Annotated in this window: 20 protein-coding genes and 1 pseudogene; 8 read left to right on the top strand and 13 right to left on the bottom strand. The window is 65.9% G+C overall.

What is annotated here, in order from left to right:
* Positions 1-231: 231 nt before the first annotated feature.
* Both ACQP2T_RS59515 and ACQP2T_RS59510 read left to right on the top strand, forming a co-directional pair.
* Positions 232-1,344 (top strand): hypothetical protein, encoded by a 1,113-nt coding sequence (locus tag ACQP2T_RS59515; protein ID WP_433513472.1) that lies wholly within the window; start codon positions 232-234, stop codon positions 1,342-1,344.
* A 136-nt stretch (positions 1,345-1,480) separates the two neighbouring features.
* Positions 1,481-5,005, top strand: coding sequence for a protein kinase domain-containing protein (locus ACQP2T_RS59510; protein ID WP_433513471.1), 3,525 nt, complete (start codon positions 1,481-1,483; stop codon positions 5,003-5,005).
* A gap of 72 nt (positions 5,006-5,077) precedes the next feature.
* Here the strand turns inward: ACQP2T_RS59510 and ACQP2T_RS59505 are convergent, their stop codons facing one another.
* The 3 genes from ACQP2T_RS59505 to ACQP2T_RS59495 form a co-directional block, all read right to left on the bottom strand.
* The gene (locus ACQP2T_RS59505) at positions 5,078-5,461 is read right to left on the bottom strand and encodes a hypothetical protein (protein WP_433513470.1); all 384 of its coding nucleotides are present in this window, start codon (positions 5,459-5,461) and stop codon (positions 5,078-5,080) included.
* A gap of 253 nt (positions 5,462-5,714) precedes the next feature.
* Positions 5,715-6,044, bottom strand: coding sequence for a hypothetical protein (locus tag ACQP2T_RS59500; RefSeq protein ID WP_433513469.1), 330 nt, complete (start codon positions 6,042-6,044; stop codon positions 5,715-5,717).
* Positions 6,045-6,137: 93 nt separating this feature from the next.
* Positions 6,138-6,731: a TetR/AcrR family transcriptional regulator gene (locus tag ACQP2T_RS59495; RefSeq protein WP_433513468.1), complete on the bottom strand. Its 594-nt coding sequence runs from the start codon at positions 6,729-6,731 to the stop codon at positions 6,138-6,140.
* A gap of 93 nt (positions 6,732-6,824) precedes the next feature.
* Between ACQP2T_RS59495 and ACQP2T_RS59490 the strand changes: the two genes are divergently transcribed.
* Positions 6,825-9,032, top strand: coding sequence for an MMPL family transporter (locus ACQP2T_RS59490; protein WP_433513467.1), 2,208 nt, complete (start codon positions 6,825-6,827; stop codon positions 9,030-9,032).
* A gap of 43 nt (positions 9,033-9,075) precedes the next feature.
* Here the strand turns inward: ACQP2T_RS59490 and ACQP2T_RS59485 are convergent, their stop codons facing one another.
* From ACQP2T_RS59485 to ACQP2T_RS59470, 4 genes and pseudogenes are all read right to left on the bottom strand, one after another.
* Positions 9,076-9,777, bottom strand: coding sequence for an AAA family ATPase (locus ACQP2T_RS59485; protein WP_433513466.1), 702 nt, complete (start codon positions 9,775-9,777; stop codon positions 9,076-9,078).
* A 345-nt stretch (positions 9,778-10,122) separates the two neighbouring features.
* Positions 10,123-10,671, bottom strand: coding sequence for an N-acetyltransferase family protein (locus ACQP2T_RS59480; protein ID WP_433513465.1), 549 nt, complete (start codon positions 10,669-10,671; stop codon positions 10,123-10,125).
* Positions 10,672-10,674: 3 nt separating this feature from the next.
* Positions 10,675-11,703, bottom strand: a complete 1,029-nt coding sequence (locus ACQP2T_RS59475) for a hypothetical protein (RefSeq protein WP_433520014.1) — start codon at positions 11,701-11,703, stop codon at positions 10,675-10,677.
* 142 nt (positions 11,704-11,845) lie between these two features.
* Positions 11,846-11,923 (bottom strand): annotated as a pseudogene (locus tag ACQP2T_RS59470) (hypothetical protein); the annotation flags it as partial.
* A gap of 261 nt (positions 11,924-12,184) precedes the next feature.
* On the opposite strand from ACQP2T_RS59470, the gene ACQP2T_RS59465 reads away from it, so the two are divergent.
* The 4 genes from ACQP2T_RS59465 to ACQP2T_RS59450 all read left to right on the top strand — a co-directional run bounded on the left by ACQP2T_RS59465 (position 12,185) and on the right by ACQP2T_RS59450 (position 14,545).
* A complete protein-coding gene (locus ACQP2T_RS59465) occupies positions 12,185-12,517 on the top strand; it encodes a hypothetical protein (RefSeq protein WP_433513464.1) in 333 nt (110 codons plus the stop codon).
* Between the two features lie 511 nt (positions 12,518-13,028).
* On the top strand, positions 13,029-13,655 hold the full coding sequence (locus ACQP2T_RS59460) for a hypothetical protein (protein ID WP_433513463.1): 627 nt from the start codon (positions 13,029-13,031) through the stop codon (positions 13,653-13,655).
* 16 nt (positions 13,656-13,671) lie between these two features.
* Entirely contained in the window at positions 13,672-13,965 is a 294-nt protein-coding gene (locus ACQP2T_RS59455) for a hypothetical protein (RefSeq protein WP_433513462.1), read from the top strand.
* 43 nt (positions 13,966-14,008) lie between these two features.
* Positions 14,009-14,545 carry a hypothetical protein gene (locus ACQP2T_RS59450; protein WP_433513461.1) on the top strand — a complete coding sequence of 179 codons (537 nt, stop codon included), beginning with the start codon at positions 14,009-14,011 and terminating at the stop codon, positions 14,543-14,545.
* Between the two features lie 168 nt (positions 14,546-14,713).
* On the opposite strand, the gene ACQP2T_RS59445 is transcribed toward ACQP2T_RS59450, so the two are convergent.
* The 3 genes from ACQP2T_RS59445 to ACQP2T_RS59435 all read right to left on the bottom strand — a co-directional run bounded on the left by ACQP2T_RS59445 (position 14,714) and on the right by ACQP2T_RS59435 (position 21,008).
* Positions 14,714-16,516, bottom strand: coding sequence for an ABC transporter ATP-binding protein (locus ACQP2T_RS59445; protein WP_433513460.1), 1,803 nt, complete (start codon positions 16,514-16,516; stop codon positions 14,714-14,716).
* Positions 16,517-16,626: 110 nt separating this feature from the next.
* Entirely contained in the window at positions 16,627-17,937 is a 1,311-nt protein-coding gene (locus ACQP2T_RS59440; protein WP_433513459.1) for a lanthionine synthetase C family protein, read from the bottom strand.
* Entirely contained in the window at positions 17,934-21,008 is a 3,075-nt protein-coding gene (locus ACQP2T_RS59435; RefSeq protein ID WP_433513458.1) for a lantibiotic dehydratase, read from the bottom strand. Before ACQP2T_RS59435 ends, ACQP2T_RS59440 begins: the two co-directional genes overlap by 4 nt.
* A gap of 461 nt (positions 21,009-21,469) precedes the next feature.
* Between ACQP2T_RS59435 and ACQP2T_RS59430 the strand changes: the two genes are divergently transcribed.
* Entirely contained in the window at positions 21,470-22,774 is a 1,305-nt protein-coding gene (locus tag ACQP2T_RS59430) for a lanthionine synthetase C family protein (protein WP_433513457.1), read from the top strand.
* A gap of 47 nt (positions 22,775-22,821) precedes the next feature.
* On the opposite strand, the gene ACQP2T_RS59425 is transcribed toward ACQP2T_RS59430, so the two are convergent.
* The 3 genes from ACQP2T_RS59425 to ACQP2T_RS59415 form a co-directional block, all read right to left on the bottom strand.
* A complete protein-coding gene (locus tag ACQP2T_RS59425) occupies positions 22,822-23,805 on the bottom strand; it encodes a hypothetical protein (RefSeq protein ID WP_433513456.1) in 984 nt (327 codons plus the stop codon).
* Positions 23,806-23,849: 44 nt separating this feature from the next.
* Positions 23,850-24,590, bottom strand: a complete 741-nt coding sequence (locus tag ACQP2T_RS59420; protein WP_433513455.1) for an AfsR/SARP family transcriptional regulator — start codon at positions 24,588-24,590, stop codon at positions 23,850-23,852.
* A 65-nt stretch (positions 24,591-24,655) separates the two neighbouring features.
* Positions 24,656-24,808, bottom strand: a complete 153-nt coding sequence (locus ACQP2T_RS59415; protein ID WP_433513454.1) for a hypothetical protein — start codon at positions 24,806-24,808, stop codon at positions 24,656-24,658.
* Positions 24,809-25,123 lie beyond the last annotated feature (315 nt).

Genomic DNA, 25,123 nt, shown 5'->3' with positions numbered 1-25,123 from the left:
GATCAAGGGTGCGCATCTATTGGCGCCCGATACGTTCTGTTTTCATGGAGGATTCGCGTGAATCGGCCCAGGCGCGTAATAGTGGCAGTGGTGGTTGCCGGTCTTCTCACCTCCTGCGGAGGAGGTGCCGGAAGCGATGACTCGGGAAGGTCGCACGGGCCCCGGACCGGCACGCCGACGCCGTCCTCGTACGCCTCCCCTGAGCGTGTCGCCCCGAAGACACAGCTGTCGGTGCCCAGCCTCTATGACACCTCCCGCGGCTGGGAGTCGGACCTGCCGGGGGACCAGCTCACCCTGCCGCACTCCGGGGCGGTCGCAGTCTTCCGGCAGGGCGGCAAGAACGATGGCACCTTCACCGTGCTCGATGTGACCAGTGGTCAAAGTCTGTGGAAGAGCGAGGTGAAGGGTCCCGGACTGATGTCAGCGTTCTCGGTCACCGTGCGGGGAAAGGACTACCTGGTCGCCTCCGCGTCCGGCTTTCAGGGCGCCGACGTGGTCAGCAAGGGCCGGCAGGTCACGACGATCGACATCTTCCCGGCCCGTGCCGCCGGAGACGGCGTCAAGCCGGCTCACCATGTCGAACTGGACGGCGAGGGCGCGGTCGCCAACGGCGGTGGCGGACTGCTGGTGCAGATGGACAACGACGTGGTGGTGACCGTGGATCCGGCCACCGGCGCGACGAAGACGTACGACCTGAGGAAGATGAAACCCCCAGCCAGCGAGTGCAAGCTGTGTTTCGCCTCGACCAAGGCCGTAGCGGTCACCCCTCGCGGGCCGTTGCTGGCTACCAACACCCAGCCCCGCCGCCACTACTGGGTGCCGGGAGCCTGGTCAGGCGGAACTCTCACCACCGACAGCGACCACAAGCTCTTCATCGCCCCGGTCAAGGACTCCCTCGTCGCGCAGTGGCGCGATGAAGGCGTGCCCAACGACACGTGGGCCGTCCTGGACCCCGCCACGGGAAAGGCTCGCGCCAAGGTCGACTGCGCGCCGGATCAGGGCGTGACGGCCGACGACTCCAAGGGGGCCTCCCTGTCTGCCGACGGCCGCTATCTCATCCGCGGCCACACCGCCTTCGACTTGGACAAAGGCACCGGCCACTGCTTCGAGGAGACCGACCGCGACAAGCCGGTCCATCTGAGCGGTGTGACCGATGACGGCGTCGCCTTCGGCATCGGCGCCTCGACTGCCGACCAGGCCGACCCGCGGGTCACCATCGACCTCGCCACCGGCCAGGTCCGGCCTGGCGACTACATCGTGGCTCCCTTCGGCGACTACTCCGGATATGGTCTGTTCTGGGAAGACTCCACAAACACCATGGTCGCCTATCCACACGCCAAGTGACCTCACGCGTAGGTTCGATGAGGACGCCCGGCCGACCATGCGTTCGAGCTTGGCGCGTACGCTCTCGGCGTACTTGGGCCGGTGTTCGGCATCCGGCAGATGTCCTTGACCTTCAGCCCATCCGGAGTTTCCCGAAATGGCACGCTCAATAGCTCCGCTCACCCCATCTGACCCGCGGCGTTTAGGTCGTTACTGGCTGGCCGGCCGACTGGGCGCGGGCGGCCAAGGTGTCGTCTACGAGGGCTACGGGGAGGCGGGAGAGCGGGTCGCGATCAAGGTCCCCAGGTACGACAGCGCCGAATCACGCGCCGGACTCGCCAAGGAGGCGGCGGCGGCCCAGCGGGTGGCCTCGTTCTGCACCGCCAAGGTGATCGAGGCACAGGTCGATTCGGCGCCGCTGTACATCGTCAGCGAGTTCGTGCCAGGGCCGAGCCTGCGGCGGGTGGTGGCGGAGTCGGGGTCATACGAGAAGGACGCGCTGCGCCGGCTGGCGATCGGGGTGGCGACCGCGCTGACCGCCATCCACCAGGGCGGGATCGTGCATCGTGATCTCAAGCCGGACAACATCATCATGGGGCCGGACGGACCGCGCCTGATCGATTTCGGTGTGGCCCGTGAGGTGGGGCCGACGACCAGCGGGCCGATCATGGGCACGCCCGGATACATGCCGCCGGAGGTGTTCTCGGGGCGGGGCGCGAGCGAGGCGTCCGACCTGTGGGCGTGGGCGATGGTGGTGCTGTTCGCGGCCCGGGGCAAGGACGTGATTGAGGCGGAGGATCCGGCCGCCGTCATCGGGCGGGTGATGGAGTTCGAGCCGGACGTGTGCGGCTTGCCTGAACCCCTGGATGCGTTGGTGGCCGCAGCGCTTGCCCGGGATCCCACGGAGCGGCCGGCCGCTGGGGAGGTGCTGCTGCGGCTGCTGGGCCATGGCGGCCAGGCGCCGCTCCGCCGCGGCGATGACCTGCTCGAACGCGGCCTTACGCAGGCGGGTGTACTGACTGGACGGCCCGAGCCCGATCTGGGCGCGATCGCGGAGGAGCTCTACGGGGAGCTGACCGAGGCCGAGCGTGCGACCGCGCCCGAGGTGTTCCTGCGGATGATCGACGGCGACGAGCTCCGGCCCGTCGGCAGGGACGAGCTGCCGGACTCGCAGGCCGTCGACGCGATGCTCACCGTGTTCGGCGCCGCGGGCCTGGTCACGCGGTCCGGTGCCGCGTACGAACTGGCCACGCCCGGCCTCCTGCACGCCTGGCCCCGGCTGCGCGACTGGGTGGCGGGCAACCGCGAAGGGCTGCCCGTCCACCGGCGACTCGCCGAGGCGGCCGTGCTTTGGAGCGAGCACGGCAGAAGACCGGCCGACCTGATGCACGGCTCGGCACTCGATCGGACGCTGCAGTGGGCCGCCACCGCGAACAAGGACCTAACGCTGGGAGGGCGCGAACGCGAGTTCCTCGACGAGGCGGTGAGCCTGGCCCGTACGAGGGCGAGGAGACGCCGTCTGGTCGCGGCGGCTCTGGCCGTGCTGCTCGTGGTCGCGCTCGGCGGGCTCGGCACCGCGGAGTACCTGCGCAGGGAGTCGAGCCGCCAGCGCGACGACGCGCTGGCGCGGGAGCTCGCGCTGCGAGCCGCCGACCTGCGGCAGAGCGATCCTCAGGTCGCGAAGCTGCTGAGCGTGGCCGGCTGGCGGCTGAGCTCGGAGCTGCCCGAGACCCGCGGCGCGCTCTACGACTCGCTCTCTCAGACCGCGACGTCCGTCTTCCTCGACCCCGACTACACGGCCGCGACCGTGCAGAACCTCAGCCAGGACGGCCGCGTGCTCGTGTCCGTGGACGGCGGGACGGCCAGGATCTGGGACGTCACCGGCCAACGGCGGATCGGCGTGCTGTCCGGGGTGGGCGCGGACGTGTCCCAAGCCGCGCTCGCCCCCGACGGGCACACCCTGGCCCTCCTCGACCATGAGGGGGTACGGCTGTGGGACACGCGCACCGGAAGACCGCTCGGCGCCCCCATCGCCCGTCAAGGCAGGCGATCGGGCGGCGGCACACTGAGCTTCGACGGCTCCGGGCGCTACCTCGCCATCCCCTGGGGAGCGAAAGCCCTGCCCGAATGGTGGGACGTCGCCAAGCGTAAGCAGCTCACCGCGCCCTCGGGAGCCGCGCTCAATGCGATCAGCCGGGACGGCCGCTTCGGCTACGTGGTGAAAGGTTATAACGCGGAGTTGTGGGACCTGCGCCGTGGCAAGAGGACGCCGATCCCGCCCGAGCGGGACAAGGGCGTCATCAACCAGACCACCTTCAGCGACGACGGCAAGATGATGATGACCACGGAGCTGGTGAATTCGAGAGAGACGAGCAGGATCCGTATGTTCGAGGTGTCGTCCGGTGAGGGGGTGATGGGCCAGGAGGGCGGGGTGGGCCCGGGGGGCGGGGTGGGCCCGGAGGCCGGTTTCGTCTTCGGCGACGCTTTCATCGCGAACTGGGGCGACCGGGAGCGGCTGACCTTGCAGCGGCGCTCCACCTTTGACACGGTGTTCGGCGAGGCCCTGCCCGCCTTCTTCGACACGGTGTACAGCCAGGCCCTGCCCGCCTTCGTCGGCGGGCTCCGCTTCGACCTCGCCGACCGGGCCGTCCGCTATCTGGACGAACACGGCGCCGTCCACACCGAGGACGTCTCGATGGTCTTCGACCGGCCGATCGGTGGCGGCAGCGAGGGCGGCGACGTACGGCTGGCCCCCTCCACGCGCGTGCTGGCCGCGATCGGGGAGGACCGGATAGAGGTCAGGGACGCGGTGACGGGCCGTGCTTTGATGAAACCGGTCAGCCGGTCGGGCGGTGGCGCGACCGCCTTCAGTCCCGACGGTCGCCGGCTTGCCCTGGCCGCCGACGACACGGTCCACATCGTGGATCTGACCGGGTATAAGGTGGCGGCCCGGCTCAAGCTGGGGGGCGGCGTCGAGCAGGGCGCCCAGGCGCTGGCGTTCAGCCCGGACGGACGCACGCTGGCCGTGTCGCGCTACGGGGAGCACGGTCGCGTCGAGCTGTGGGACCTCGAACGCGGATCTCGACGAGCGGAGACCGGGACGGGCGCGAAAGCCCTCGCCTTCCGCCCCGACGGACGGCTGCTGGTGACCGGAAACCCGCTCCAGCTCATCGATCCGGAGAAGGGCGTCATCCGGCCTCCCGAACAGGGCACCGGGCAGCTCGCCGGCGCCTTCGCCTACAGCCCGGACGGCCGGCAGGTGGCCTTCTCCGGGCCCGGCCGGCTCACTCTGTGGGACGGCGACGTCAGGACCAGAATCGCCGAGTTCCCCGCGGTGCCAGGCAGCGAGGTCACCAGGCTGGCCTGGTCGCCTGATGGGCGCATGATCGCGACGTACGAGAAGGGCTTGCGCGTACGTCTTTGGGACGTGCCGAGCCGGCGACCGCTGGGCGTCGTCTTCGACGGCAAGCAGGCGGCGGACGGCGCCGACGGCGGGTGGGTGGCATTCTCCGCGGACGGCACGAAACTCCACACCGTCGCCCCCGACGGCACGATCCGGGTGTTCGAGGTGGACGAGCGGCACGTGGCCGCGACCCTGTGCGTGCGCGCCGGTCGTACGCTCACCGCCAGTGAATGGTCCCGCCACCTGCCCGGCATCGAACCATTCACGATGTGCCCCTAGCTGGTAGGGCCTTGGTGAGCCCCTCCGCTCTGTTTCCACGACCTTGGATCGCGACGGACGCGCCAGCGCAAACTAGCCGAAGGCCCTTCGGGGTACTGTGGCGCTCACCGTGGTGCCATTTCCTGGTACGCCATTGATGGTGAGGCAGCCGCCTATTCCTGCGAGCTCGTCCCGTCTGCCGCTCAGGCTGGCCCCATATGCCTTGGCCGACTTGCCGAGGCCGTCATCGCTGACGGTCAAGCGCAGCCCGCCGGGAGCCACGGTGAGGGCGATGGAGACGGTACGGGCCCGTGCCTGCCGTTCCACTTCCTGCAGAATGTCACGGATCGTGCCATGGACGATCTCGGTGATGAGGGCGGGAAGCGGTTGTTCCGGCAGAGCCCATATCTCCACGGTGATCCCGGTCTGCAGCGACCATTCCGCCAGGTGATCTTCCAGGGCGTGTGAGGTGGCCATGCGACTGCCTGATTCAGAGCTATTGATCATCTGCTTCTTCCACTTCTGGGCAATAAGTCGAGTACGCCTGATCAGGCCCGTCCGGCGGGCAGTCGCGGGTAAAGGGCGTCGGCCGAGGATTCGTACGAACGACGCCCAGCACTTGCATGAGGGCGGAGGACTGCGAGGAGGTATGGCACATGAGCCGACGTCCTGTGGGTCGGTATTCACCTGTTCGTCGGCTCCCGGCGATCGCTGCTCTACGCGATTCGGCCTAGCGGACCATCTTGAGCCCGGTGTGCCAGACGTACCCGTGTCCCCCGCCGCCCAGGTTCCAGACTTCGGTCCACTTCCAGGTGGGCTTGTTGTCCCAGCAGTAGCCGTGGAACTTGGCGCCCTTCTTGGCCACCCGGTAGCCGGAGCTGAGGCTCTTGCGCTTGTGCACCTTGACCGCCCACTTCGCCTGGACGACGCAGGGCCACAGAGCGGCCGAGGCCTTGGTGGCGCCTTCGGTGGCGCTGGTGGCGTGCGCTGAGGAGACCAGCGCGCCGGAGGTGAGCGCGGCCGCCACGGCCAGTGTGGCGATCTTTCCTACGGATCTCATATCCGGAAATGTAGGTTTACAGGTGTTGAGGATATGTTGAGAATCCGTCGAGCTTCCACGCCGACACCCCAGCAAGATCAAGCAATTCCGCGGCTAGTTCAGGTAGCACACGAGCATGTGCTTGAGCTCGTCCACGAGCTCGGCGCTCCGCTCGGGCGACTCGGTGGTGATCATAGGCATCACTGCCTTCACCATCGACAACACCATCGTGCCCATGAGCAGGGCCCGGTGCTCGGACAGTCCCGGCCGCAGGCGGCGCAGCATGCCCGCGATCTGCCCGGCGATGTCGTCGTGCAGTCGCTGCGAGGCCGCGGCGAATCTGTCGCCCGTGGCCGAGCCGTAGAGCAGCGACCAGTACGCCGGTGAGCGGCTCTTGAACCGCACGCTCTCGTCCACGAGCTGCCCCACCAGCACCTCCAGTGGGACGTCCGGGGTGACCTCGGCCAGCCTGGCGGCCCAGAACTCCTGGCGGTCGTCGGTGTAGCGGGACACCAGCCCGTCCAGGATCTCCTCCTTGTTGCGGAAGAACTGATACAGCGAGCCTGGGGACATCCCCGCCCGCGCGGCGACCTGGTTCGTCGTCATGTCCGGGTACCCGACCTCGGCGATCACCAGTTCGGCGGCATCGAGGATCTCCGCCATGCGCTTCAGACCCCTCGCCTGTCGGCGGACCGTGCGTTCAGCCATGTGGCACCTCGTTGACAAATACGAGCATTTGCTTGTATTTCTGATTCGGGACAGCAAACACGAGTAGTTTACCGAGTTTTGATCGGAGATCGCATGCGAGGCCCCGTCACCACACGTGCGGCCACGGCGGAGCCGCCGCTGCGCAGGCTCGGCTACTTTCTGGTCCGCCGCCGCCGGCTCGTCCTGACGCTGGCCCTGCTCGGCCTGGTCGCGGCCGGAGTGCTCGCCGCGGGCGCGGTGCCCCGGCTGTCGCTGGCCAGGTTCGAGGCCCCGGGCTCGGAGTCCGACCGGGCGCAGGCCGAGCTGGTCGAGCGGTTCGACACCGGCAGCCCTGACATGATCTTCCTGGTGACCGCCAAGAGCGGCACGGTGGACGATCCGGCGGTGGAGGCCGCGGGCAGGGAGCTGACCACCCGGATCGGGGGCGAGGCCGACGTCGCCGAGGCGGACTCGTACTGGACCCGCGGCAGGCCCGCCACGATGCGCAGCGAGGATGGCAGGCACGCGCTCATCGTGGTCCGCGTCCCGGGGGACGCCGACCACGTGCGGGCACAGGTGCTGCCCAGGCTCGTCCCCGAGATCACTCGGGGTACGGACCTGCTGCAGGTGCGGGCCGGGGGAGGGGAGGAGGTCTTCCGTGAGACCGTGCCGCTGGCCAGGCAGGACTTCGTCCGGGCCGAGCTGGTCATCTTCCCGCTGGCGTTCGTGCTGCTCTGGCTCTACCAGCGGCGCGCGATGGCGGCCCTGGTGCCGATCCTGGCCGGCCTGTTCGCGATGATGATCGGGCTCGCGCTGCTCCGTGGCGTCCTGGCATTTACCGAAATTTCGACGTTCGCCCTGAATCTCACGCTGGCCATGGGGCTCGGCCTCGGCATCGACTACTGCCTCTTCGTGATCCAGCGCTTCCGCGAGGAGACGCGGGGCGGCAAGGACCGGGCGGCGGCCGTCGCGGGGGCGGTCGAGCACGCCGGCCGGACCGTGCTGTTCAGCGGCCTGACCGTGGCCGCGTCGCTGGCCGTGCTGTTCGCCTTGCCGTTCGACTTCCTGCGCTCCTTCGCGTACGCGGGCATCGCCGTCGTCATCGGCGGCCTGGTCGCGGCCGTGCTGGTGCTGCCCGCCGTGCTCGCCTCCATCGGCGGCACGATGCTGCCCAGACGGGAGCGACCGGAGCGGGCGGCGGGGTTCTGGCACGGGCTGGCCACCCACGTGATGCGCCGGCCGCTGGTGTTCGGCGGCCTGGCGACCGTGCTGCTGCTGGTGCTGGCCTCGCCCTTTCTGGGCCTGCGCTTCGGCGTGGCCGACGACCGCATCCTGCCCCTGGAGGCGTCCTCCCGGCAGACGCAGGAGGTCGTGCGCCAGTCGTTCCCCGCCGAGGAGACCGACGCCATCCAGCTGGTCTCGCGCGAGGCGGTGACGGCGGACGTCACGGCGTACGCGACGAGCCTGTCCCGGCTGCCCGGCGTGGCCCAGGTGGACTCTGCCGCCGGGTCGTTCGCCGGTGGGCGGCAGGTGGGCGACGGGGACCCGTCCAGGTTCCAGGGCGAGGGCACGTGGCTGTCGGTGGTCCCGTCGGCCGCGGCCCTGGCCGACGACCCCGTGCGGCTCGTCCAGGCCGTACGCGCGGTGCCGCCGCCCTTCGAGGTGCTGGTCGGCGGCTATCCCGCCGAGCTGTCCGACTACCGGGCCTCGGTGGTGGACCGGCTGCCGCTGGTGCTCGCGCTCATGCTGGGCGTGACGTTCGTGGTCCTGTTCCTCATGACGCGCAGCCTGATCATCCCGATCAAGGCGACCTTGCTGAACGTTCTCAGCCTCGGCGTCATGTTCGGCGCCATCGTCTGGATCTTCCAGGACGGCAACCTGTCGGGGCTCCTCGGCTTCACCCCGACGGGCACGCTCGACCCCAGCATCCCCATCCTCATGCTCTGCGTGGCCTACGGCCTGTCGATGGACTACGAGGTGTTTCTGCTGTCGCGGATCAAGGAGGAGTACGACAGGACCGGCGACACCGAGGAGGCGGTGGCCGCCGGCCTGCAGCGGGGCGCTCCGCTGATCACCGCGGCCGGCGGCATCCTGGCGCTCACCTTCGCCGCGTACGCCACCGCGCAGGTGATGTTCGTGCAGATGCTGGGCGTCGGCATGGCGGTGGCCGTGCTGGTGGACGCGACCGTGATCAGGGCGGTGCTGGTGCCGAGCCTCATGCGCCTGGCCGGACCGCTCAACTGGTGGCCTGGAGGTCGCGCGTCCACGGTCTACCGCGCGATCGAGCGTGATGCGGCCGCGACGCCGGGGCCGGCACGCTGACTCCGCCGGGGGCGGACCTACTTGCCGGTGCCCGACGGATCCGTCACTCGGCCGCCGGTCGATGTCGCCTCCGCGTCTCGGAGGCGTTGCCGTGTGCGAGCGAGGGCCATCGGTCCGCGGCCCACTCCGGCCAGCCCGGCCACCCCGGTGGAGGACCGGGGATGTCGCCACCGCCGAGTTCGGCGGCATCTGGTGCCTGGAACTGCTTCCGCCATTCGTCGATGTCCGCCTCGCTCATCGGAAATGTCGTGTGCGGTGCGGTTGCCTGGCGGTGTGCGATCCGGGCGCGTTGCACGTCCTTGTCGATAGGCAGGTAGATGACTTGGCAGGCTGCCCCGGCCGATGTTGCCAGCCAGCGCAGCGCCGACCGTTCGTCGCGGCTCCAGAGCCCGAAGTCGAGCACGATGTTGGTGCCCAGTCGCAGCGCTCGCAGGGCTAGCGCGATGAGCCGCCCTTCCAGCATGTCGCGCTTGCCGTCGGGCTGCGACCCGTCGAACAGGGAGATCATCCACTCGTCCGGGGTCAGCCGCAGTGCGCGGTGCGCCGCGGCGAGTTCTTCGGCCCGGGTGGTCTTTCCGGCGCCGGGGAGCCCGACCATCAGGAGAAGCTTGGCGGGTTCGGGCCGCACGTCATGGTCCGGCTTCGCTTTCGCGGTGGCCGCGGCTGGCTTGTCGGCGACGGCGAGGAATGCCTCGGACGTGCGAGGGAGAGGATCTTGATGCGTTGGATGGAACTGCTGCGACATGGATTTGCTCCCCGGATCACGCGGGACGATCCGGCAGCACAGCGAGACACGCGATTGGGCTGCCGGCGGGACACTGATCCGGCGGTACGCCCTGGCACTGACCCCAGCGGGGCAGGCAATGAGGCCGCGGTTTACGGCAACCGCGATACCGCCGCTAAGCGGCGGCGCGGATGTTCATAGCGGCGAAGCAACCCATGCCGCCACCATAGCCGACAGCAGTTGGTGACTTGCGAGTGGATCACCATGGACTTGCGTTCGACGTGCAGTAGATCAGCTAGCCGGATTAAGAACGTAACCCCATAACTCCGGAACTTAACCCGGGAGGGGGCTCCCCGATAAACCCATTCACAGCCCTGCTGATCGCCGCGAGAGGTCGATCACCATCGAGTCGGTGACGACCGCATCCGGTGCGGACCGGACGGTGCCGACGATCTGCCACCCCCACCGCTGGTACATCGCGTGCGCAGGCGTGTCCGGCCGGGACAGCAGCGTCGCGCATGGCTCATCGCGGGCGTCGAGGAGCTCCACCAGCAGCTGCTTGCCGACACCGAGCCCACGGTGCTCTGGCAGGAGATCCAGCTCGACCACGGCGAGCTTCGGCGCGTCCAGCGCCCACTGGGGAGGTGGCGTGGTCTCGCCGCCCCACCAACGGCCAGCCGCCATGGTGAACCCGAACGCGAACCCGACCGGCTCGCCGTCAAGCTCGGCGGCCACCAGTTCGAAGCCGGGCAGCTTTACCTGCTTGCCCGTGCGTTCACGGAAGCGCTCGGGCGAGTAGTTCGGTCCCGAGTTGTATGGCGGCTCTGCCCGGATCGCCAGGTAGATACTCACGTACGGCTCGCCCAGGACGGCCTCGGCCTTCTCCCCGACCACGTGCCGGAACGCGAATCCCACCACTCACGCCCTCTCGCTCGGCGGCAACTGCAGGTAGGCGCGGTATTCCATCGCTGGCGGCCTCGTCCGCTCGACGGCAGGCACCGCATCCAGGACCGTCCCGGCGAGGTGCCGCAAGTAGCGTGTGCGACCGGGAGGGAGCGCGGTGAGCACGTCCTGAGCCTGCTCGATGCCGTCCGAGATGGCGCCGCGGCGGATCACGGTGATCGCCTGATGGAGTCGTATCTGTGCCGTCTGTCGAGCATGCGCGGCAGATCCGGATGCGCCCGGGTATGCGGCCAGGGCTTCCTCCTGCGCCGCCGGGGCGGCCTGGTGGCCGAGGAGCGTGTACACGAGGGATCTGGTGTGCTGCATCCGCTCCACTGGCCAGCCGTACACCGAGGTCCGATCCTGCGTCACGTCGGCGGGCAGTTGCTCGAAGACGCGCGCCTGCTGCGCGAGTGCGGTCTCCGCGCCGGCGCGGTCGCCAAGCAGCGCGAGCACGTGGGCGCGGGCGCCGTACGCGCTGGCGGCGGCTCGGCATGGCCGATCCTGCACCGCGTGCAGAGCGGCATCAATCCTGGTGCTCACCAGTGGCAGGGGGCGTTGTTCGTACAGCGCCTGCACTGCCTCGATGGCGTTGATCGCGCCCAGCAGCTCGGGCTCATCGACGCGGGCCGCCGCTCGACGGGCGCTCGCCCACCATTGGCGCGACTCACGCTCGTTACCGACGTTGCCCAGCGCGAACGCCAGGAGCATGGCCATGCGGGCGTTGACGGCATCCCAGGCCCGCACCTCGTGCGCGGGAGCGCCAAGCGTCAGGCGCTGCAGGGCAAGGAGGTCTTGGGACAGGTCGGTGACGATGTCGACGCGTTCTCGCACGATGAGGGCGTATTCCCAGGCGAGCTCTTCCCACTCGCTGAGCTGGGAGGAGCCGAGGCGGTCGTCGACGAAAGTGCGGAGGTTGTCGAGGGCGCCGAGGATGTTGGCCGCGGGCCCGGCGGCGCCGAGCGTCACGAGCCCGCTGAGGAGCTGTCTGCGTATCTCGTCCATTTCCCCCGCTACTGATCGAGAGGTTTGGTTTGACGTTGCATGCCCGCAATTCGACTAGTTCCGACATTACGGCATAGAGATTCGTCAATCGCCCGTTTGTGTTGAGTGTGGTGTCGATCTTCTGGATGGCGTCAATAGGTGGCCGATGGACGCCCCGTTCCCATTTTCCCAGCTGGGAGTAGTCCACTGGGATGGCCGCCGCGACCGCGCGCAAACCCATACCGGTGCGTTCGCGTTCTAGGCGCAGGAGGGCCCCAAAGAGGGGCCACACGGACGCGTCTGACTGCGATGGTACGCCCACTGTGTCTTCGGATTCCGTGGCGTCCGTGGCGCGTTGACCTGCGCCACGCCGACACTCTGGCGACGCCCATATGCCTGTCACCACTATGGCATCACCGAATGTTGACGCCGCGACGAAGCAGAAACTCACGCATGCGGCGAGTAACAGGAAAAGGCCATTCGAGGAAGTGACTTCTAGCCGATGAGGGACACCGAGCCGTACACAGCCCTTCAAGTCGTTGACCCGAACATACGCCTGGCGGTTGCGCAGGAGGCGCCCGTACTGGACTGGACGGCTTGCCAGCTGTCGGTGCTGTGCAACACCTATCCCGGCTGGGACATCGGCTATGACCGCGACTCGACCGGCAAAGTGCGGTGGACCGCTGAACTGCGCCGAATCATCACCCTCGACATGGTGAAGGCCGGGGTTGTGAGGTACATCCGACAGCCGGATGCGATTGCGCTCGCCGCGACGCTGGCTTGGCAGTCGTCTCTCGTCCACAACGGTCGAGCCCATAACGACTTCGGCAAATGATCTCCCCGGCGCACCGTGTCGCCCCCGTCACGGTGCGCCGGGTGGGTGGCCCCGCGACTCGTTGGCCCGCAGCCCAGATGGCGGCGGCCGGAGGGACGGCGCGGGGCCACCATAAAGACTTCCGGCACGCCGCCTGGTCCCTATGGCTCGTTGCCGGATGCGTCCCTGCCCGTTCCGGACCGGCGGGGGCTAGCCGAGGCCCGTATCCACCGCACGGGACCCCGGCCCTCGACCATAGGGAGAGCGGTGCCAATAGATCCGCCGAATCCGCCGCCAGAGCCACAGGAGCCCGGCTGTCCGCCGTGCGGCCCGTTCAATGTCAGGGTCGTCAATGGCGTCACCGTCTCGACATGCCGCAAGTGAGGGCTGACCCTGCACGGGTGGTAGGGACGGTGGAGGCCGGATATGAGGTCCAGCGGCACAGCACCAGACCGAAGCCGCTGCCTCTGCCGTGGCTGGCCGCAGGATTGGTGACCGAAGCCATGTGGCACATGGACGCGTTGGAGGCGGCATGACCACGATCGCCGTCCGGGTGCCGTACATCACCGCTTACAGCGAAGAGCTCGCATTGCATCCTCTCGCTTTCACTACGGAACCCGAGGCGACGGACGAGGTGCGGCTCAGCTACGCCGACGCCGTTCCGCAGGACTGGATGTACGGCGTGCTCTGGGCGCGGCAGGGACTGCACCGTCGAGGCCGTCCTGAGTGGAAGGTCGTCAACACGATCCGGCAGCGCCGGTGCATGCTGCGTCTGCTCTGCCAGGTGTGCGGCGAGGTGGCGGCCGATCCCGTGGACAGCCGGATCCCATGGGTGCTGGCCGACGACTCTGGTGACACGTCCACCGGGGCGGGCTACACGAACGCTCCGCCCACGTGCGCCCGGTGCGTTCCAGCGGCGATCGCCAGTTGCCCGCGCCTGCGCCGCGGTGCGGCCGTCTACAGCGTGGGCAGCGCCGCGCCGTACGGCGTCATCGGCGATGTTCTGCGGCCGTCACGGGATCGGCCGGTCGAGCTGGAGCGCAACGTCGTCATCTCTCTCGACTCCTTCCGCCGCCTAGAGTACGCGCTCGCCAAGCAGTTGCTGGTCGTGCTCGAAGACCTGCGACCCGCCCCGATCCAACACTGGCCTTCAATCTGACCGCAAGGAGAGATCCGTGGAGTCACAAGACATCGCCAGTCGGCGTGGGGCGTTCACCGTCATCGTGGGTATCGCGGCCGCCCTTGCCTTTGCCGGGGCGACCGTCGGAGCGGTACCCGCCGTTGACGGCGGCGGAATGGCTGACGGGCCGTTCGGTCCGATGCTCGTCGCCGCCCTGTTGGTACAGGTCGCGATCATCATCTTTCTGTGCAGGTACATCCTCGACGAGAAGAGTGCCCCGAACTGGTTGATCGTTTTGGCACTCAGCGTGAGCATCATCCTGGCGGCTACAACGGTCGCGGTGACATGACAAAGGCCCCCGCCACCTCCCGAAGGAAGTGACGGGGCCCGGTGTGTTCGTCGTGGCTTGCTGCGCTTCGGTCGCCGGACTCCTTGAGGACGTCGTACGTTGGGCCACTATGGCGGATAGTGAGCAGCCGAGACAGGTCTTCGGCAATCTGTGGGCGGACGCGGTAGGACCTGGCGGAGGGGTCGAGGGTGATCGATGTGAGTGTTTCGATCAGTTCAGGCCGCAGCAGCCGAAGCACGTCCGATTCCACGCCGAGCGCCAGGACACCTCTGCTCCAGGATGGCGGCATCTGCTGGCTTTGATCGAGGAAGCAGCCGCAGACGGCCGGGAGGTGTTTCGGCCGCTGGCGGAGTTGAGCCCGGATGAGCGGCGGCAGATCGTGACACTGCCACCGACCATCGCCAAGCTGATCGCGGTCAAGCACCTCGTGCTGTACGGGAGCAACCTGGTGAGGATCCCGCCGGAGATCGGCGTGCCCGAGCACCTGTTTCATGCGGCGGCTTACGGAGCCTGGATCCACGGGCCGGAATCTGATGTGAATGTCCTGAACGCGGGAGAGGTGCCCTTCGACCTGGGATGATGGGAGGCGCCGGAAAACGTGATCCGATTCCGCCGACAGCGGGCCGAAGATGTCCGCTCCACGTCTGGCCGCCAGAGCTGGGGTGACGCAGCCCATGACGGCCAGACTGCCCTGGTCATGGCGTTCCGCAGGTGCCAACCTGGTCTAGCAAACGACAGTCCTCGAGTATCAAGGAACGGCTGCCCACCTGTCGGCCTGGAGCTGGTACAGCTCGTAGAAGGCGCCCTGTAGGGACATTAGCTCGTCGTGGCCTCCGGATTCTGCCACCCTGCCTCGCACGAGAACGTATGCACGGTCGCAGTGTCGGACGTTCTCCAGCCGGTGGGTGATGAGCACCACCGCCTTCTCCCTGGCGTACTCCCGCAGCGCATGTAGGAACGCCTGCTCTCCACGGGCGTCCAGGGCTGCGGTCGGCTCATCACAGATAAGGAGGGCACTATCCCGATAGAAAGCGCGCGCTGCGGCCATTCGCTGCCACTGCCCCTTCGACAATTCGTGACCGCTCTTAAAGCGGCGGTCCAGAAGCGTGTCGTACCCCGCGTCCAGGCTTTCGACCACCACATCGGCGCCAGCCCTGGAGGATGCGAGGTGCAGTGACCCCAGATCCACCGGCCTGCCCATCGTGATGTTGTCTCGTGCGGAGAAGGGCCAGCGAGTGAAGTCTTGGGCAATAAAGCCGACTTGGCTCCACAGTTCTTCCCGGCGGGCTTCGATCACCGGTTCACCGTCCCACCGGATCTTCCCCTGGTCCGGGTCATACAACGCTGCCAGCAGTTTGGCAACTGTGCTCTTGCCTGAGCCGTTCTCGCCCACCAAAGCGATCATCTCACCCCGGCGCACATGAAGGGACACCCCGTGCACGGCGGCGGATGTTCCCCCCGGGTAGGAAAAGCTGATGTTGTCCGCCTCGAAGTGGCTCACGTCACGAGGCGCCGGGGCGAGTGCCGGTCTGTGTCGGGCCGACGTGGCGTTCAGGAACTCCACCAGGTCGAGGAAGTACAGCCCGGATTCGTAGCACCCGTTCAGTGAGAGCACGAGGGACCCGAGGGAGCGGTTCGCCAACTGGACGCCGAAGACCGCGGCACCCACCCCGGACAGCGGCATTACCCCGGCAGCGAGCAGGGCGGCAAGCGCGACGTACACAATTCCAATGCCCAGCCCACGCAGGACAGTGCCGCGGAGTCCGAGCGTCAGTTGCCGACTAGCAAGTGTTAGCTCCAGTCCTTCCTCATGCTGGGAAATCGCTTCGTACTCTGCAAGTAGGAAATTCCGCATGGTGAATGCGCGCACCTCAAGCGCGGCACTCCTGCCGACCATCAGATCATGCAGCATCCATTTCCTACGACGGCTTGCAGCTAACTGGAACTGCGTCTCATACCGCATGCGCGCCGTGCGGGTGGTGGTCCACGCCTCGGCCATGATCGCAACCAGCAGTAGTGGCAGAAGCAGCGGGTGCAGCACGGTCAATGCACCCGCTGCGGCCACCACGCCCATCAGCGCGCCGAAAACGTCCACCGCCCGGGTGACCATTTGAGGTGCTTCGTAAAGCCCGCGGTCGCGGGCGCGGGTCATCCCGTCGTGAAACGTTGGGTCGTCAAAGTCGACGAGCGGTACATCGCTAGCCCCCTCTGCCAGCCGGATGGCCACGATGCGTTCCACTTGTGGGCGCAGCCGCGTCTGTGACCACCTGGCCACCGCGATCAGCCAGCTGCGTGCGGCACTCGCGGTGACAATGGCAAGGAGCGGGCCAAGCGCCGCGAGGAGCGCCTCTCGGGTCAAGCCAGCCGACAGGAGACGAGCGAGGACCTGCGCGCCGGACACCAGCCCAACTGCGGCGCACAGCCCGGCCAGGCAATTGAGGGCGATGACCGCCACGAGGTCGCGCCGGTTCGCCTGCCAACCGAGGTTCAGCGCATCACGTAACAGCGCAGGTAGCCTCCTGATCACCTGCCACATGCCAATCGACGCCATCTGCGTTTCGTGTGCCTGCCAGCTCGCTAAGATAAGTTCCGCAGTATTGGCTTGCCCTGCTCCCGGGACCTCTGTGTCCTGTGGCATGTCTCTCCCGCTGTCGAGTGTGCCTATGACAGGCTGAAGATTGCAGACCAGCCCGTAGTAGACGGCTTTCCGTTGAGATAGGCCGCTAGAGCGAGGGCTACGCCCGCAGAGCCTTCAAGCAGTCCAGGGATGTCGACATCTCGGGTATCACCCATGCGGCCGACTCGGAAGCCGAAGGGTACGTCGTCACGATATTGACCCAGAATCCGGTCTGCGATCGTGTCGAGGTGGTCCTGAGAAACCACGTTCGGACTGTCGAAGCGATATCTGTGCAGGATGAGCAGAAGTCCTGCCCAACCATGACAGACGAAGGAATTCGTGAGCGACTCACCCCGCGAAAGCCGGATGAGTTCGACCCTCATGACCTCGTCGGCGAGCGACTTCCACGCGGGTTGCCCGAAGGCGACGCCGGCGAACTGCAGCGCGTGCGCGATGCCGACTCCGCCGTAACACCAAGTGGGTGCTGACCTTGGCCCGTTTCCCCTGCCAAGCGCCTCCCATTCCAGGTAGCGCGGCCAGTGTAAGCCGATCTCGTCCTCTTGTGCATGGCGGACCAGCGCTTCGGCAACTGTCGCTGCGCCGTCCTCATGCCCCTGGACGCGTACGCCCCGATGCCAGCTGCGGGCGAACAAGGCCAGTGGCCCAGCCATGCCGTGGGCGAGCCCGAAGTTCAGATGTCCTTCACGATAGGGCGCGATACCCGAGGCTGGGGAAGCTGAGATCCACCAACCGGGCATGCTCATACCCTCTTGCTGGAACGGACGGCCTAGCTCGACTAGCGATCGCAGGATGGCAGGTAGTAGCGGTGAGTCCTTAGGTCCATGCGTGAGTAGATACTCGCCCACCCCAGTGATCCCCTTCAGCGGATCGTAGACGTCGTAAGATTGAATGCTGGCGAGTTGTACTTGGCCGGAGAGGACACGTCGGGTGACGCCGAGAACGGCGTGCTCGATCGTGCTGTCGAGCCGGGACCTGGCCAGATGGAAGGCACCCATCCCGCGCGCGCAGGCCGCCGCGGCAAACGCTAAGCCGGTCACGCCTTGGTGCAGACCATACCCCTGGAGTGAGTGGGCGTTCAGCATCGCCCTGTTCAGGTAGTCGTGCGCGTGCTTCGCATACGACGGGTCGAGTTCTGACAGCTCGGCGAAGAAGAGTGCGAGACCGCTATACCCGCTTGCCAGGCTCGCTCTGCTCCAGATGGGCACTGTGCTGCCCGTCTCGAGTGCTATCCACTGATTCTTCGGCTCGACGACGGAGGTGACCCGTTCGGGATCGGCGAGGAGTTCCGCGATATGGAAGACGGTGTCCCGCGCCCGCTGCCGCCGGTTGGTCATGGTCGGTCCTCCCGATTCAACAGCATGCGGGCAGCGGCCACCAACATAAGGTATGCCTGGCGTTCAGCTTCAAGGTCCACGCCAAGGAGCCTGTTCGCATGCATGTGGAGGAGACTGCGCGCGATCATCGGTGTGGTCGGGTAAGGCGGGGCTAATGAGGCCGCGACGTTGCTGAAAAGCCCGGCAGCCTTGGCGCGGTCCTGCCAGGTAGCGTGCAGTTCTGCGCCCGCTCCATCGACTTTGAGCCGGTACCAGTCATCTCGCGGATCCAGTACTCGAACCTGACCACGCAGTTCTGGCCGCAGAGGACTACCGGAGAGGTGTGGCGCGAGCACGGTCAGCGCCCAGGGTGCCCAGTCGATGCCCAGGTCCGTGAGGAACCGGATACCGTTGAGCGCGGTCAGCGTCTCCGGCTCGACCCCCAGTGCCGCGTGCGTGTGCGCGCACAGTTGTCCCAGGACCAGGGCGCTGTCGGCGCAGAAGACCCGCTCTGCCATCTCTAGCGTGTCAGGTCCTCCGTACCTATGCATCTCCGGCTCATAGTGATCAACGGTCCAGTCGACGATCTCTCCGTTCCGCCGCAGGCCCTCCATGGCATCGCCGATCACGGGGAGCACTCTGTCGCGCAACTCGTTCGGGTCGCCATGCAAGCGCAACCGGAGGTGGTGTCTCGGGTCCACGTACCGAATGAAGAACCAGCGGTCGACTTGGGGTGCCAGCCTGTGGAGAAGTTCGGGCAACTGGCCGCGGAGCAACTCGTCTTGGGACTCTGCCCGCGAGTACAGCTTGAAGTAGAGCCATTCCTTGCCGACGGCATGGCGCGTGGGACGCTCCCGCAGGATCGGCTTCGCCGTGAGAGTCGCGGTCGGTGCGGATGGTTCTTCCTTAGCCGAGACAACGAATTCGGCTGTGTGTCCATCCAGCCACGTGCGGGACTTAAGGTCCATGGCTTCCGTTAGAAGCACCTCACCATGGCTCTCCAACTCCGTTCGCAGCAGCCGGCAGTGGAACGACGACCTGAGATCGAGCTCCAGTCGGTTGTCCGCCATCACCAGTTCTACGAGGTCGGGCACCCGCCACCGGCCGCGCCAGGTACGGAGTGCGGCCAGCCAACCGGACCAGGACAGACTGTGGTCTCGCAGGGTGTCATCAGGACGCCAGCGTGCCTTGCAGATGACCGTTCGTCCATATCGGACCCGAGGTAGATAGGGCAGCGCCTCGAACTGGCCCCAACTCCAGCGCCGCGGTGTCGTCACCCAGCTTTGCGAGACCTCGGCGAGTAAGCGCACGATGTTCGGCGTGCTGTCGATACGGACCATGTTCGGCAACACCGCAAAAACCGGCGCCTGATGGACGGTAGACCAGAGATAGAGTCGTTCGTTCGTCGCGCCCACGGCGATTTCTGCCGGCAGGAGGGTCATCATCGACCCGTCGTACGGAACACCCAGCGGAATAACGGCACCAAGAACGTCGGGAACCTTCGAGACATTGACTTGGCGTGGCCGGGCAGGTGCATACACGATCTGTGCAGAGATCCAGTCAATCGTCCGCGGGGCCTCGAGCAGGTCGCCGAGTAGGGCCGTTGCCCCTAGATGCCTGGTGAATCTGCCCATCATGGCCCCTGGCGTTGGCGTCGAGGCGACGCCCGACAGCAGTAGTGTGAAGTCACCCTCCGCCGCCTTTTCGACGGATTCGCAGGAGAGTTCCAGGCAAAGGTCGAAGTAGGCGGGGGTGTCGATCTCGGACTGCTCCGGGCTGTCTCCCATCTCCGCGATAAAGTCGTCGTCGAGGACGACTTCCGCCGCTCCGTCGAGCAATGCCTGCTGAAGGCGCGTGGCCAGCGCGAGGTTGGGCCGCGTCATGGGGAGCGCTGTGTCCAGGTCCAATCTGCGCGTGGTGTCACGTGGTGCCTCGTACCCGTCCGGAGCGCCAAGGCCCGTATTCGGGTCCAGCAATTGTGGGAGGGGGACAAGAGCGTGAGTGCCGTAGCGCTCCAGGTATCGCGCGTGATAAGTGGCGATCCACGGCAGGACGGAGTACGAGGATCTCCTGGCCAAAGTGGTCAGCGCGAGTGCCACCCGCTCGCCCTCTCGCGCCACGCTCTCTGGCAAGGCGACGTTGAGGTCGAGTTCCAGATCGACCTGGAGGGCGGATCTCGCCGCAGGCACCTTGCTCGTGATGGTGTCTTGGGCGCTCTGGAGTTCGCTGGCTCCTACCCCGAGGGGTTGCCCCGCATACTTCCTGATCTGTTGCTCGATGTCGGCAAGCGTCGAGCTCTCAGGATGAGCGGCGGTGCGATAGGTGAGCCACTCGAGGTCGTCGCGGGAGTCTTGGTGCCACTGAAGATCGGACAGCAGGAAGTCGTGGGTCAACAACCTAGTGATCAGGTCATGAATCGCTGTGGGGGTTGCTTTCGGCAGAGCGCGGACCGATGTGTCGCAGAGGTCTTGGTAGGTCGTTGACGTCCTGGCTGCGTCGAGCAAAATTCTGACTGGTGTGGAGGCCTTGATGGACACTTCCTGTGCTGCGCCCTGTCGGTACTCTGGGTTCACCGTTCGCACATGCGGCAGTATGTATCTGCCGCCACGAAGGTAACAAAGGCTATTGGTCGTAAGAGTGGACTCGCTCAGCACATCTGGTGATGTTTGCCACCTATGCATCAGCGGAACAAACCACTCGGAATCAGGACGAACGTGCTTTCTGTGCATCTTGCCCCACTGAGCAGAGGGCGTTTCCGAGAAGGTGCCGAGGGCGACGCCCGCGAAAAGTCCGAACGGCGTAGGGCGCAGCGACGCGCGAATAGCGTATTTCGAAGTCTTTATTGCTAGGCGTTCAAGTCGGCTCGCCTTCGGGTTGTGGTCGTTTATGACGACGGACAGTTCTCGCGCCAGCGTCGGACTGGAAACCTGGATGGCCTCCATCAACAACGAATCGCATGACAGATCCACCAGATATTCGCGCAGCTGCTCGTAATATTTCGGTGAGTCAGGAGCGATATCGAGCAGCGTCCGGTCGTAGTGACATGCGGGAAGTATCGGTGCCCGCACAATGAAGTGTTTTTGCAGAATCACGAGCTTCGCCTTTCGCGCATCCGACCGAGTGATGCTGTGCCCACTGGCTCCCTCGAAGGCCGGGCGCGGCAGCCGCGCCCGACCACATTAGTTGGACGGATTAGCAGGTCTCGCACATGTTGAAGCCATTGGGAGTGGTGGCCACACACTTGGTGACGATCAGGCAGGTGTAGCAGCTAGCGGTAGGCCATGTGCCTTCCGAGCACGCGTTGGGGTCATCGCTCGCGACCGCCTGCGTCAGGACGCTGACGTCCAGGTCAAAGTCGAGGTCATTGACGGCAGGCTCAGCGGTGATAGCGGGAGGAGTCATGTCAGCCCTTTCTCTTTGTAGCGCTCTCTGCTTGGTCCGTTTGTATAGTCACCAAGCTAACGGCGCGCGGCACATAGTCCGCATACATCGGGGCCATGTTCTGCACACATGAATTTTCCTTCTGGCCTTGGCAAAAGAACATCACCCCGTTATGGTGCTGAGGAAGTTCTGGTTCGAAAAGGGAGGTATTGTGAAACCTAATGATTCGGTTCAGCGTCGCCAGGCGGTGAATTTGGCTCGGGAGACCATGGCGGCTTTACGGGACCGTCGGAGGTTGGCCGACCAGCATTGGGTAGCGCACAGCATGGCGCGAGGAGACATAGGGCTGGCGATGACTTGCGGCGCCTTTGCCGAGCTCTGGCCGGAGGAGAGCTGGGACGTGTCCGGGCACGCCTTTCTACAGGCCGCGTTGCAGGCCAGGTTCGCGCCGCGCTCGACCTCTCTGTTCAATAGTGTGACCGGTATCGCGTTCGCGCTACGGTGTCTGTCTCTTGGCGGAGTGCGCTACCAAAACGCGATTAGGCAGGTGGAAGCAGAGCTCTTCTATCGGGTCGATACGGCGCTGGACGAGTTGCCCGCCGAGGGTGGTCTCGCTGAAGCGGACTACGATCTAATCAATGGGCTCTGCGGCGTCGCCGCTCACTTGACCATGGCAGCGCAGCACTCTGCCAAAGCCGCCACGCTTCTGGAGCGCGTCATGCAGCGGCTCACCGACTGGGGCTGCCAGCCCTCACCAGGAGGTCTGTGGACACCGGCGCATCGAGTCCTCGACCGAGACCGTGACCTGCATCCGGAGTTGCGCGGCGGTTACCTCAATCTGGGGGTCGCACACGGCATCGCCGGCCCTCTCAGTCTCGCCTGCCTCGTCCAGCTCGCAGGGCGGGTCGGCCTCGATCTGCGGCCACTGATCACCTCGCTGGCCGAGCGTCTGTGTGCGAGCGTCGTGCTCTCCGAGGGAGGGGCTGACATCCCATATCACGTGCTACCTCCTGGAGTTCATCATCCCGAGCGCCAGACGCGCACAGCTTGGTGCTACGGAAACCCAGGAGCGGCTCGCGCGCTCCAGCTTGCAGCGCATGCATGTGGCCGCCCGGACTGGGAGAATACCGCCGTCGCCATCCTGCATGCCGCCCTCGGGCGAGACGCTGAGTCCCGAGGTATCCCATCGCCGAACTTCTGCCATGGAAGGGCCGGGCTCGTTCATCTTCTACACCGCTTTACGCGAGACACGTCACGGCCAGATCCCACCTTGATTGGGCACTTGGACCGTGAGTTGGACAAGTTGCTAGACATGTACGATCCGGCATCTCCGTACGGCTTTCGAGAAGTCGATCTCCACGGGCGTGCACAGGACAACCCGGGATTCCTGGAGGGCGCGGCCGGTGTGGCCGCGGTGCTGGCGGCCTTCGGCAGCGACAAGCCCATGATGTGGGAGCGCGCTGTGGTCACCGCCTGACCAAACGAAGTCGCTCCTCACCATCACAGGAACGCCTTTACTCAGCTTCAGGAGATCAGCCCAAACCCCTTGATGGCGCACGCGTAGTGCCCCCTCAGCTCCTCGTCGATGTGGGCCGATGCATCCGTAGTGAGTAGGTTGGGCGTGGCGTTGTGACCATTCGCGTGGGAGACGAGGGCCTCCGCGCGAGCGAGCGCGGACTGCCTGATCTCCGAAACGCTCGCACCACGCAACACAGCCGCCTGCACCGGAGCCAGAAACCGGCCGTCCTTCACTAGTTCGGCCAATTCGGCCAATTCTGCTTCCGTAGCAACGCGGTGCGCCCGTGCGAGCTGTTGTCGGGCCGCACTGCTATGGCCACCTTGTACCAGCCTGATCAACGTCCGCTCTAGGAGTATCACGGGTAGGCCGAGGACCTTGCCGAGGACCTGGCCGATTACTCCCATGCCTTCATAGGTGCCAAGTGGAGTGCCTTGCATGCCCAACTCTGTCCTGATCTGCGTGTGCGCCGCCGCGCGTCCGGGGGCGGCACCACCTTTCAGCAGCGACTCGCGCCACAGGGCCAGAGTGGAAAGCGCACCATCGACGATCGACCTGTCGTCGTGCGCCTCGGCATAGGTTGCGGCCAGCAATGCCACACGCTGCTTTGCCGACAGAACAAGCCACAGAGGAAGGCCTATTACAAGCACCTGGCTGCCTCGTCCCATGCGCAGGTACTCGCTGGTCACGGTGAGGTCTCTGAGCGCCACGGTGGTCGGCGGCCTCACGCCCACGGCTCGTGCTACCCGCTCCGTGACACGGTACAGCTCAGGTGCTGAGGAACGAGCCACCGATTCGGCGTCGGCGGGCAGGCGACGGGCCCGCGGTAGCAACAGCACGCCGATACTCACGAGAACCATGCCTACCATCCAGGCGAACAGAAACTCAGAGTTCACGTAAATGATCCAGCCCCCCATGACGATGAACGAGAGGGTGAACGCATGTACTACGAGGGAGACGAGCAGCGCCGCGCTCCTCAGTAACATTTCCATCAAAGAGCTCCCCATAGCATTCTTGGTCGATTCGGGTGGAGCATTCATGCAGTGTGCCCGAGCGATCGGCGAAGGTCTCCGGGTGCCCGTATTGCCTGGTCGTCATGTCTCAGGACTGTGCGGTAAAGGTCTTGTAGGGACGAGGACGGGTCTACGCCCAGTTCTTCCCGCAGCAGACGGCGGAGCCTTTCGTACTCGTTCAACGCGCCATGGGGGTCGCCGCTCAGGTAGAGCGCTCTGATGAGCTGTCCAGAAATGCCCTCCCGCGTCGGATGTTCCGTAACCAAGCCGCGAATCTCACGGACGAGGAACCGTTCCATGCCGAGGCGAAGTCCGACCTCGATGTAATCCTCCCAGGCGAGCAGACCTTGTTCATCGAGATGGTCGAGGCTTGCCCTCAGGATCGCACTGCCCGAAACGTTTGAGCATGCGGGTCCCTCCCACATGCTCAGGCCCTGCCGGAACAGGTCCATTGCGTCGTCGAGACGTCCGTGGGCGAGAGTGGTCCGCGCGTAGGCTATCCGATCTTGGAACACCTGCACATCACACTCTCCGGGCTGCACGATGAGCCGGTACGTGGTGCTGCCCTCGCCCGCGCCCCGGGTGGTGGGCAGCCGATGAACGAGGTCGTGTTGCCGGAGCCACAAGCGTGCCCGTCCAACATGGGTGCGCAAGTTCGACATGGCCGACGGTGGTGGCTCGTCCCAGATTAGGCTGGCCAGCCGTGCCGCTGATAGCTCCCGCCCAGAGTTGAGCACCAGTGCCGCGAGAACTCCCAGCGCCATGGGAGGTGCGGTAACCGGTCTGGATCCGTCCAGCCCCAAGCGCAATGGGCCCAGCAGACGGAAGATCACATTTCCCTCCGATGCGGAGGGTTTGGCCCCAGGTTGCTGTCTCCGGATAAGCCGAGCGCCACGTTGGCGGTGGAGACCACACCGCCGTCAATCAGGGGGGCGACGATATCGAATCTAGCGATCGGCTCGAAGACGGCGATCAGCTTCACTCCGCCCCTATTGCTGATTCTTTGAACAATGAACACTATTTTACGGGAAACGCGATAATTAGTCAGCAAAGTATGTTAAGCGTAACTTCTGTGCGGGAGGTTAGCAAGATCATAATTCGTGTACATGTGATGACGGACGGTGGCATACCGAATCATTCAACCGATTCAGTCCGTAAGCATTCATCCCGCGCGCGATGAGTGACGAGTGAGCTGCGCCTCTCACGCTGGGTCACTTTGCTCAAGTGTGTGGGTCGTGGTGAGATCATCCGATGTCCGGCCTGGAAGAGATGCCGCGTGAGGAGCTGATTGCTCTGT

Source organism: Nonomuraea sp. CA-143628 (genome assembly GCF_050942315.1).
In the GTDB taxonomy this organism is placed as follows: domain Bacteria; phylum Actinomycetota; class Actinomycetes; order Streptosporangiales; family Streptosporangiaceae; genus Nonomuraea.
The sequence above is the reverse complement of the archived record's forward strand: the minus strand, read 5'-3'. Positions and strand labels throughout refer to the sequence as shown.

Coding starts and splice junctions, on each gene's coding strand:
- ACQP2T_RS59510 (WP_433513471.1), top strand. CDS start 1,481: ATGGCACGCTCAATAGCTCCGCTCACCCCATCTGACCCGCGGCGTTTA.
- ACQP2T_RS59505 (WP_433513470.1), bottom strand. CDS start 5,461: ATGGCCACCTCACACGCCCTGGAAGATCACCTGGCGGAATGGTCGCTG.
- ACQP2T_RS59500 (WP_433513469.1), bottom strand. CDS start 6,044: ATGAGATCCGTAGGAAAGATCGCCACACTGGCCGTGGCGGCCGCGCTC.
- ACQP2T_RS59495 (WP_433513468.1), bottom strand. CDS start 6,731: ATGGCTGAACGCACGGTCCGCCGACAGGCGAGGGGTCTGAAGCGCATG.
- ACQP2T_RS59490 (WP_433513467.1), top strand. CDS start 6,825: ATGCGAGGCCCCGTCACCACACGTGCGGCCACGGCGGAGCCGCCGCTG.
- ACQP2T_RS59485 (WP_433513466.1), bottom strand. CDS start 9,777: ATGTCGCAGCAGTTCCATCCAACGCATCAAGATCCTCTCCCTCGCACG.
- ACQP2T_RS59475 (WP_433520014.1), bottom strand. CDS start 11,703: ATGGACGAGATACGCAGACAGCTCCTCAGCGGGCTCGTGACGCTCGGC.
- ACQP2T_RS59465 (WP_433513464.1), top strand. CDS start 12,185: ATGAGGGACACCGAGCCGTACACAGCCCTTCAAGTCGTTGACCCGAAC.
- ACQP2T_RS59460 (WP_433513463.1), top strand. CDS start 13,029: ATGACCACGATCGCCGTCCGGGTGCCGTACATCACCGCTTACAGCGAA.
- ACQP2T_RS59445 (WP_433513460.1), bottom strand. CDS start 16,516: ATGGCGTCGATTGGCATGTGGCAGGTGATCAGGAGGCTACCTGCGCTG.
- ACQP2T_RS59440 (WP_433513459.1), bottom strand. CDS start 17,937: ATGACCAACCGGCGGCAGCGGGCGCGGGACACCGTCTTCCATATCGCG.
- ACQP2T_RS59430 (WP_433513457.1), top strand. CDS start 21,470: ATGGTGCTGAGGAAGTTCTGGTTCGAAAAGGGAGGTATTGTGAAACCT.
- ACQP2T_RS59425 (WP_433513456.1), bottom strand. CDS start 23,805: ATGGAAATGTTACTGAGGAGCGCGGCGCTGCTCGTCTCCCTCGTAGTA.
- ACQP2T_RS59420 (WP_433513455.1), bottom strand. CDS start 24,590: ATGGCGCTGGGAGTTCTCGCGGCACTGGTGCTCAACTCTGGGCGGGAG.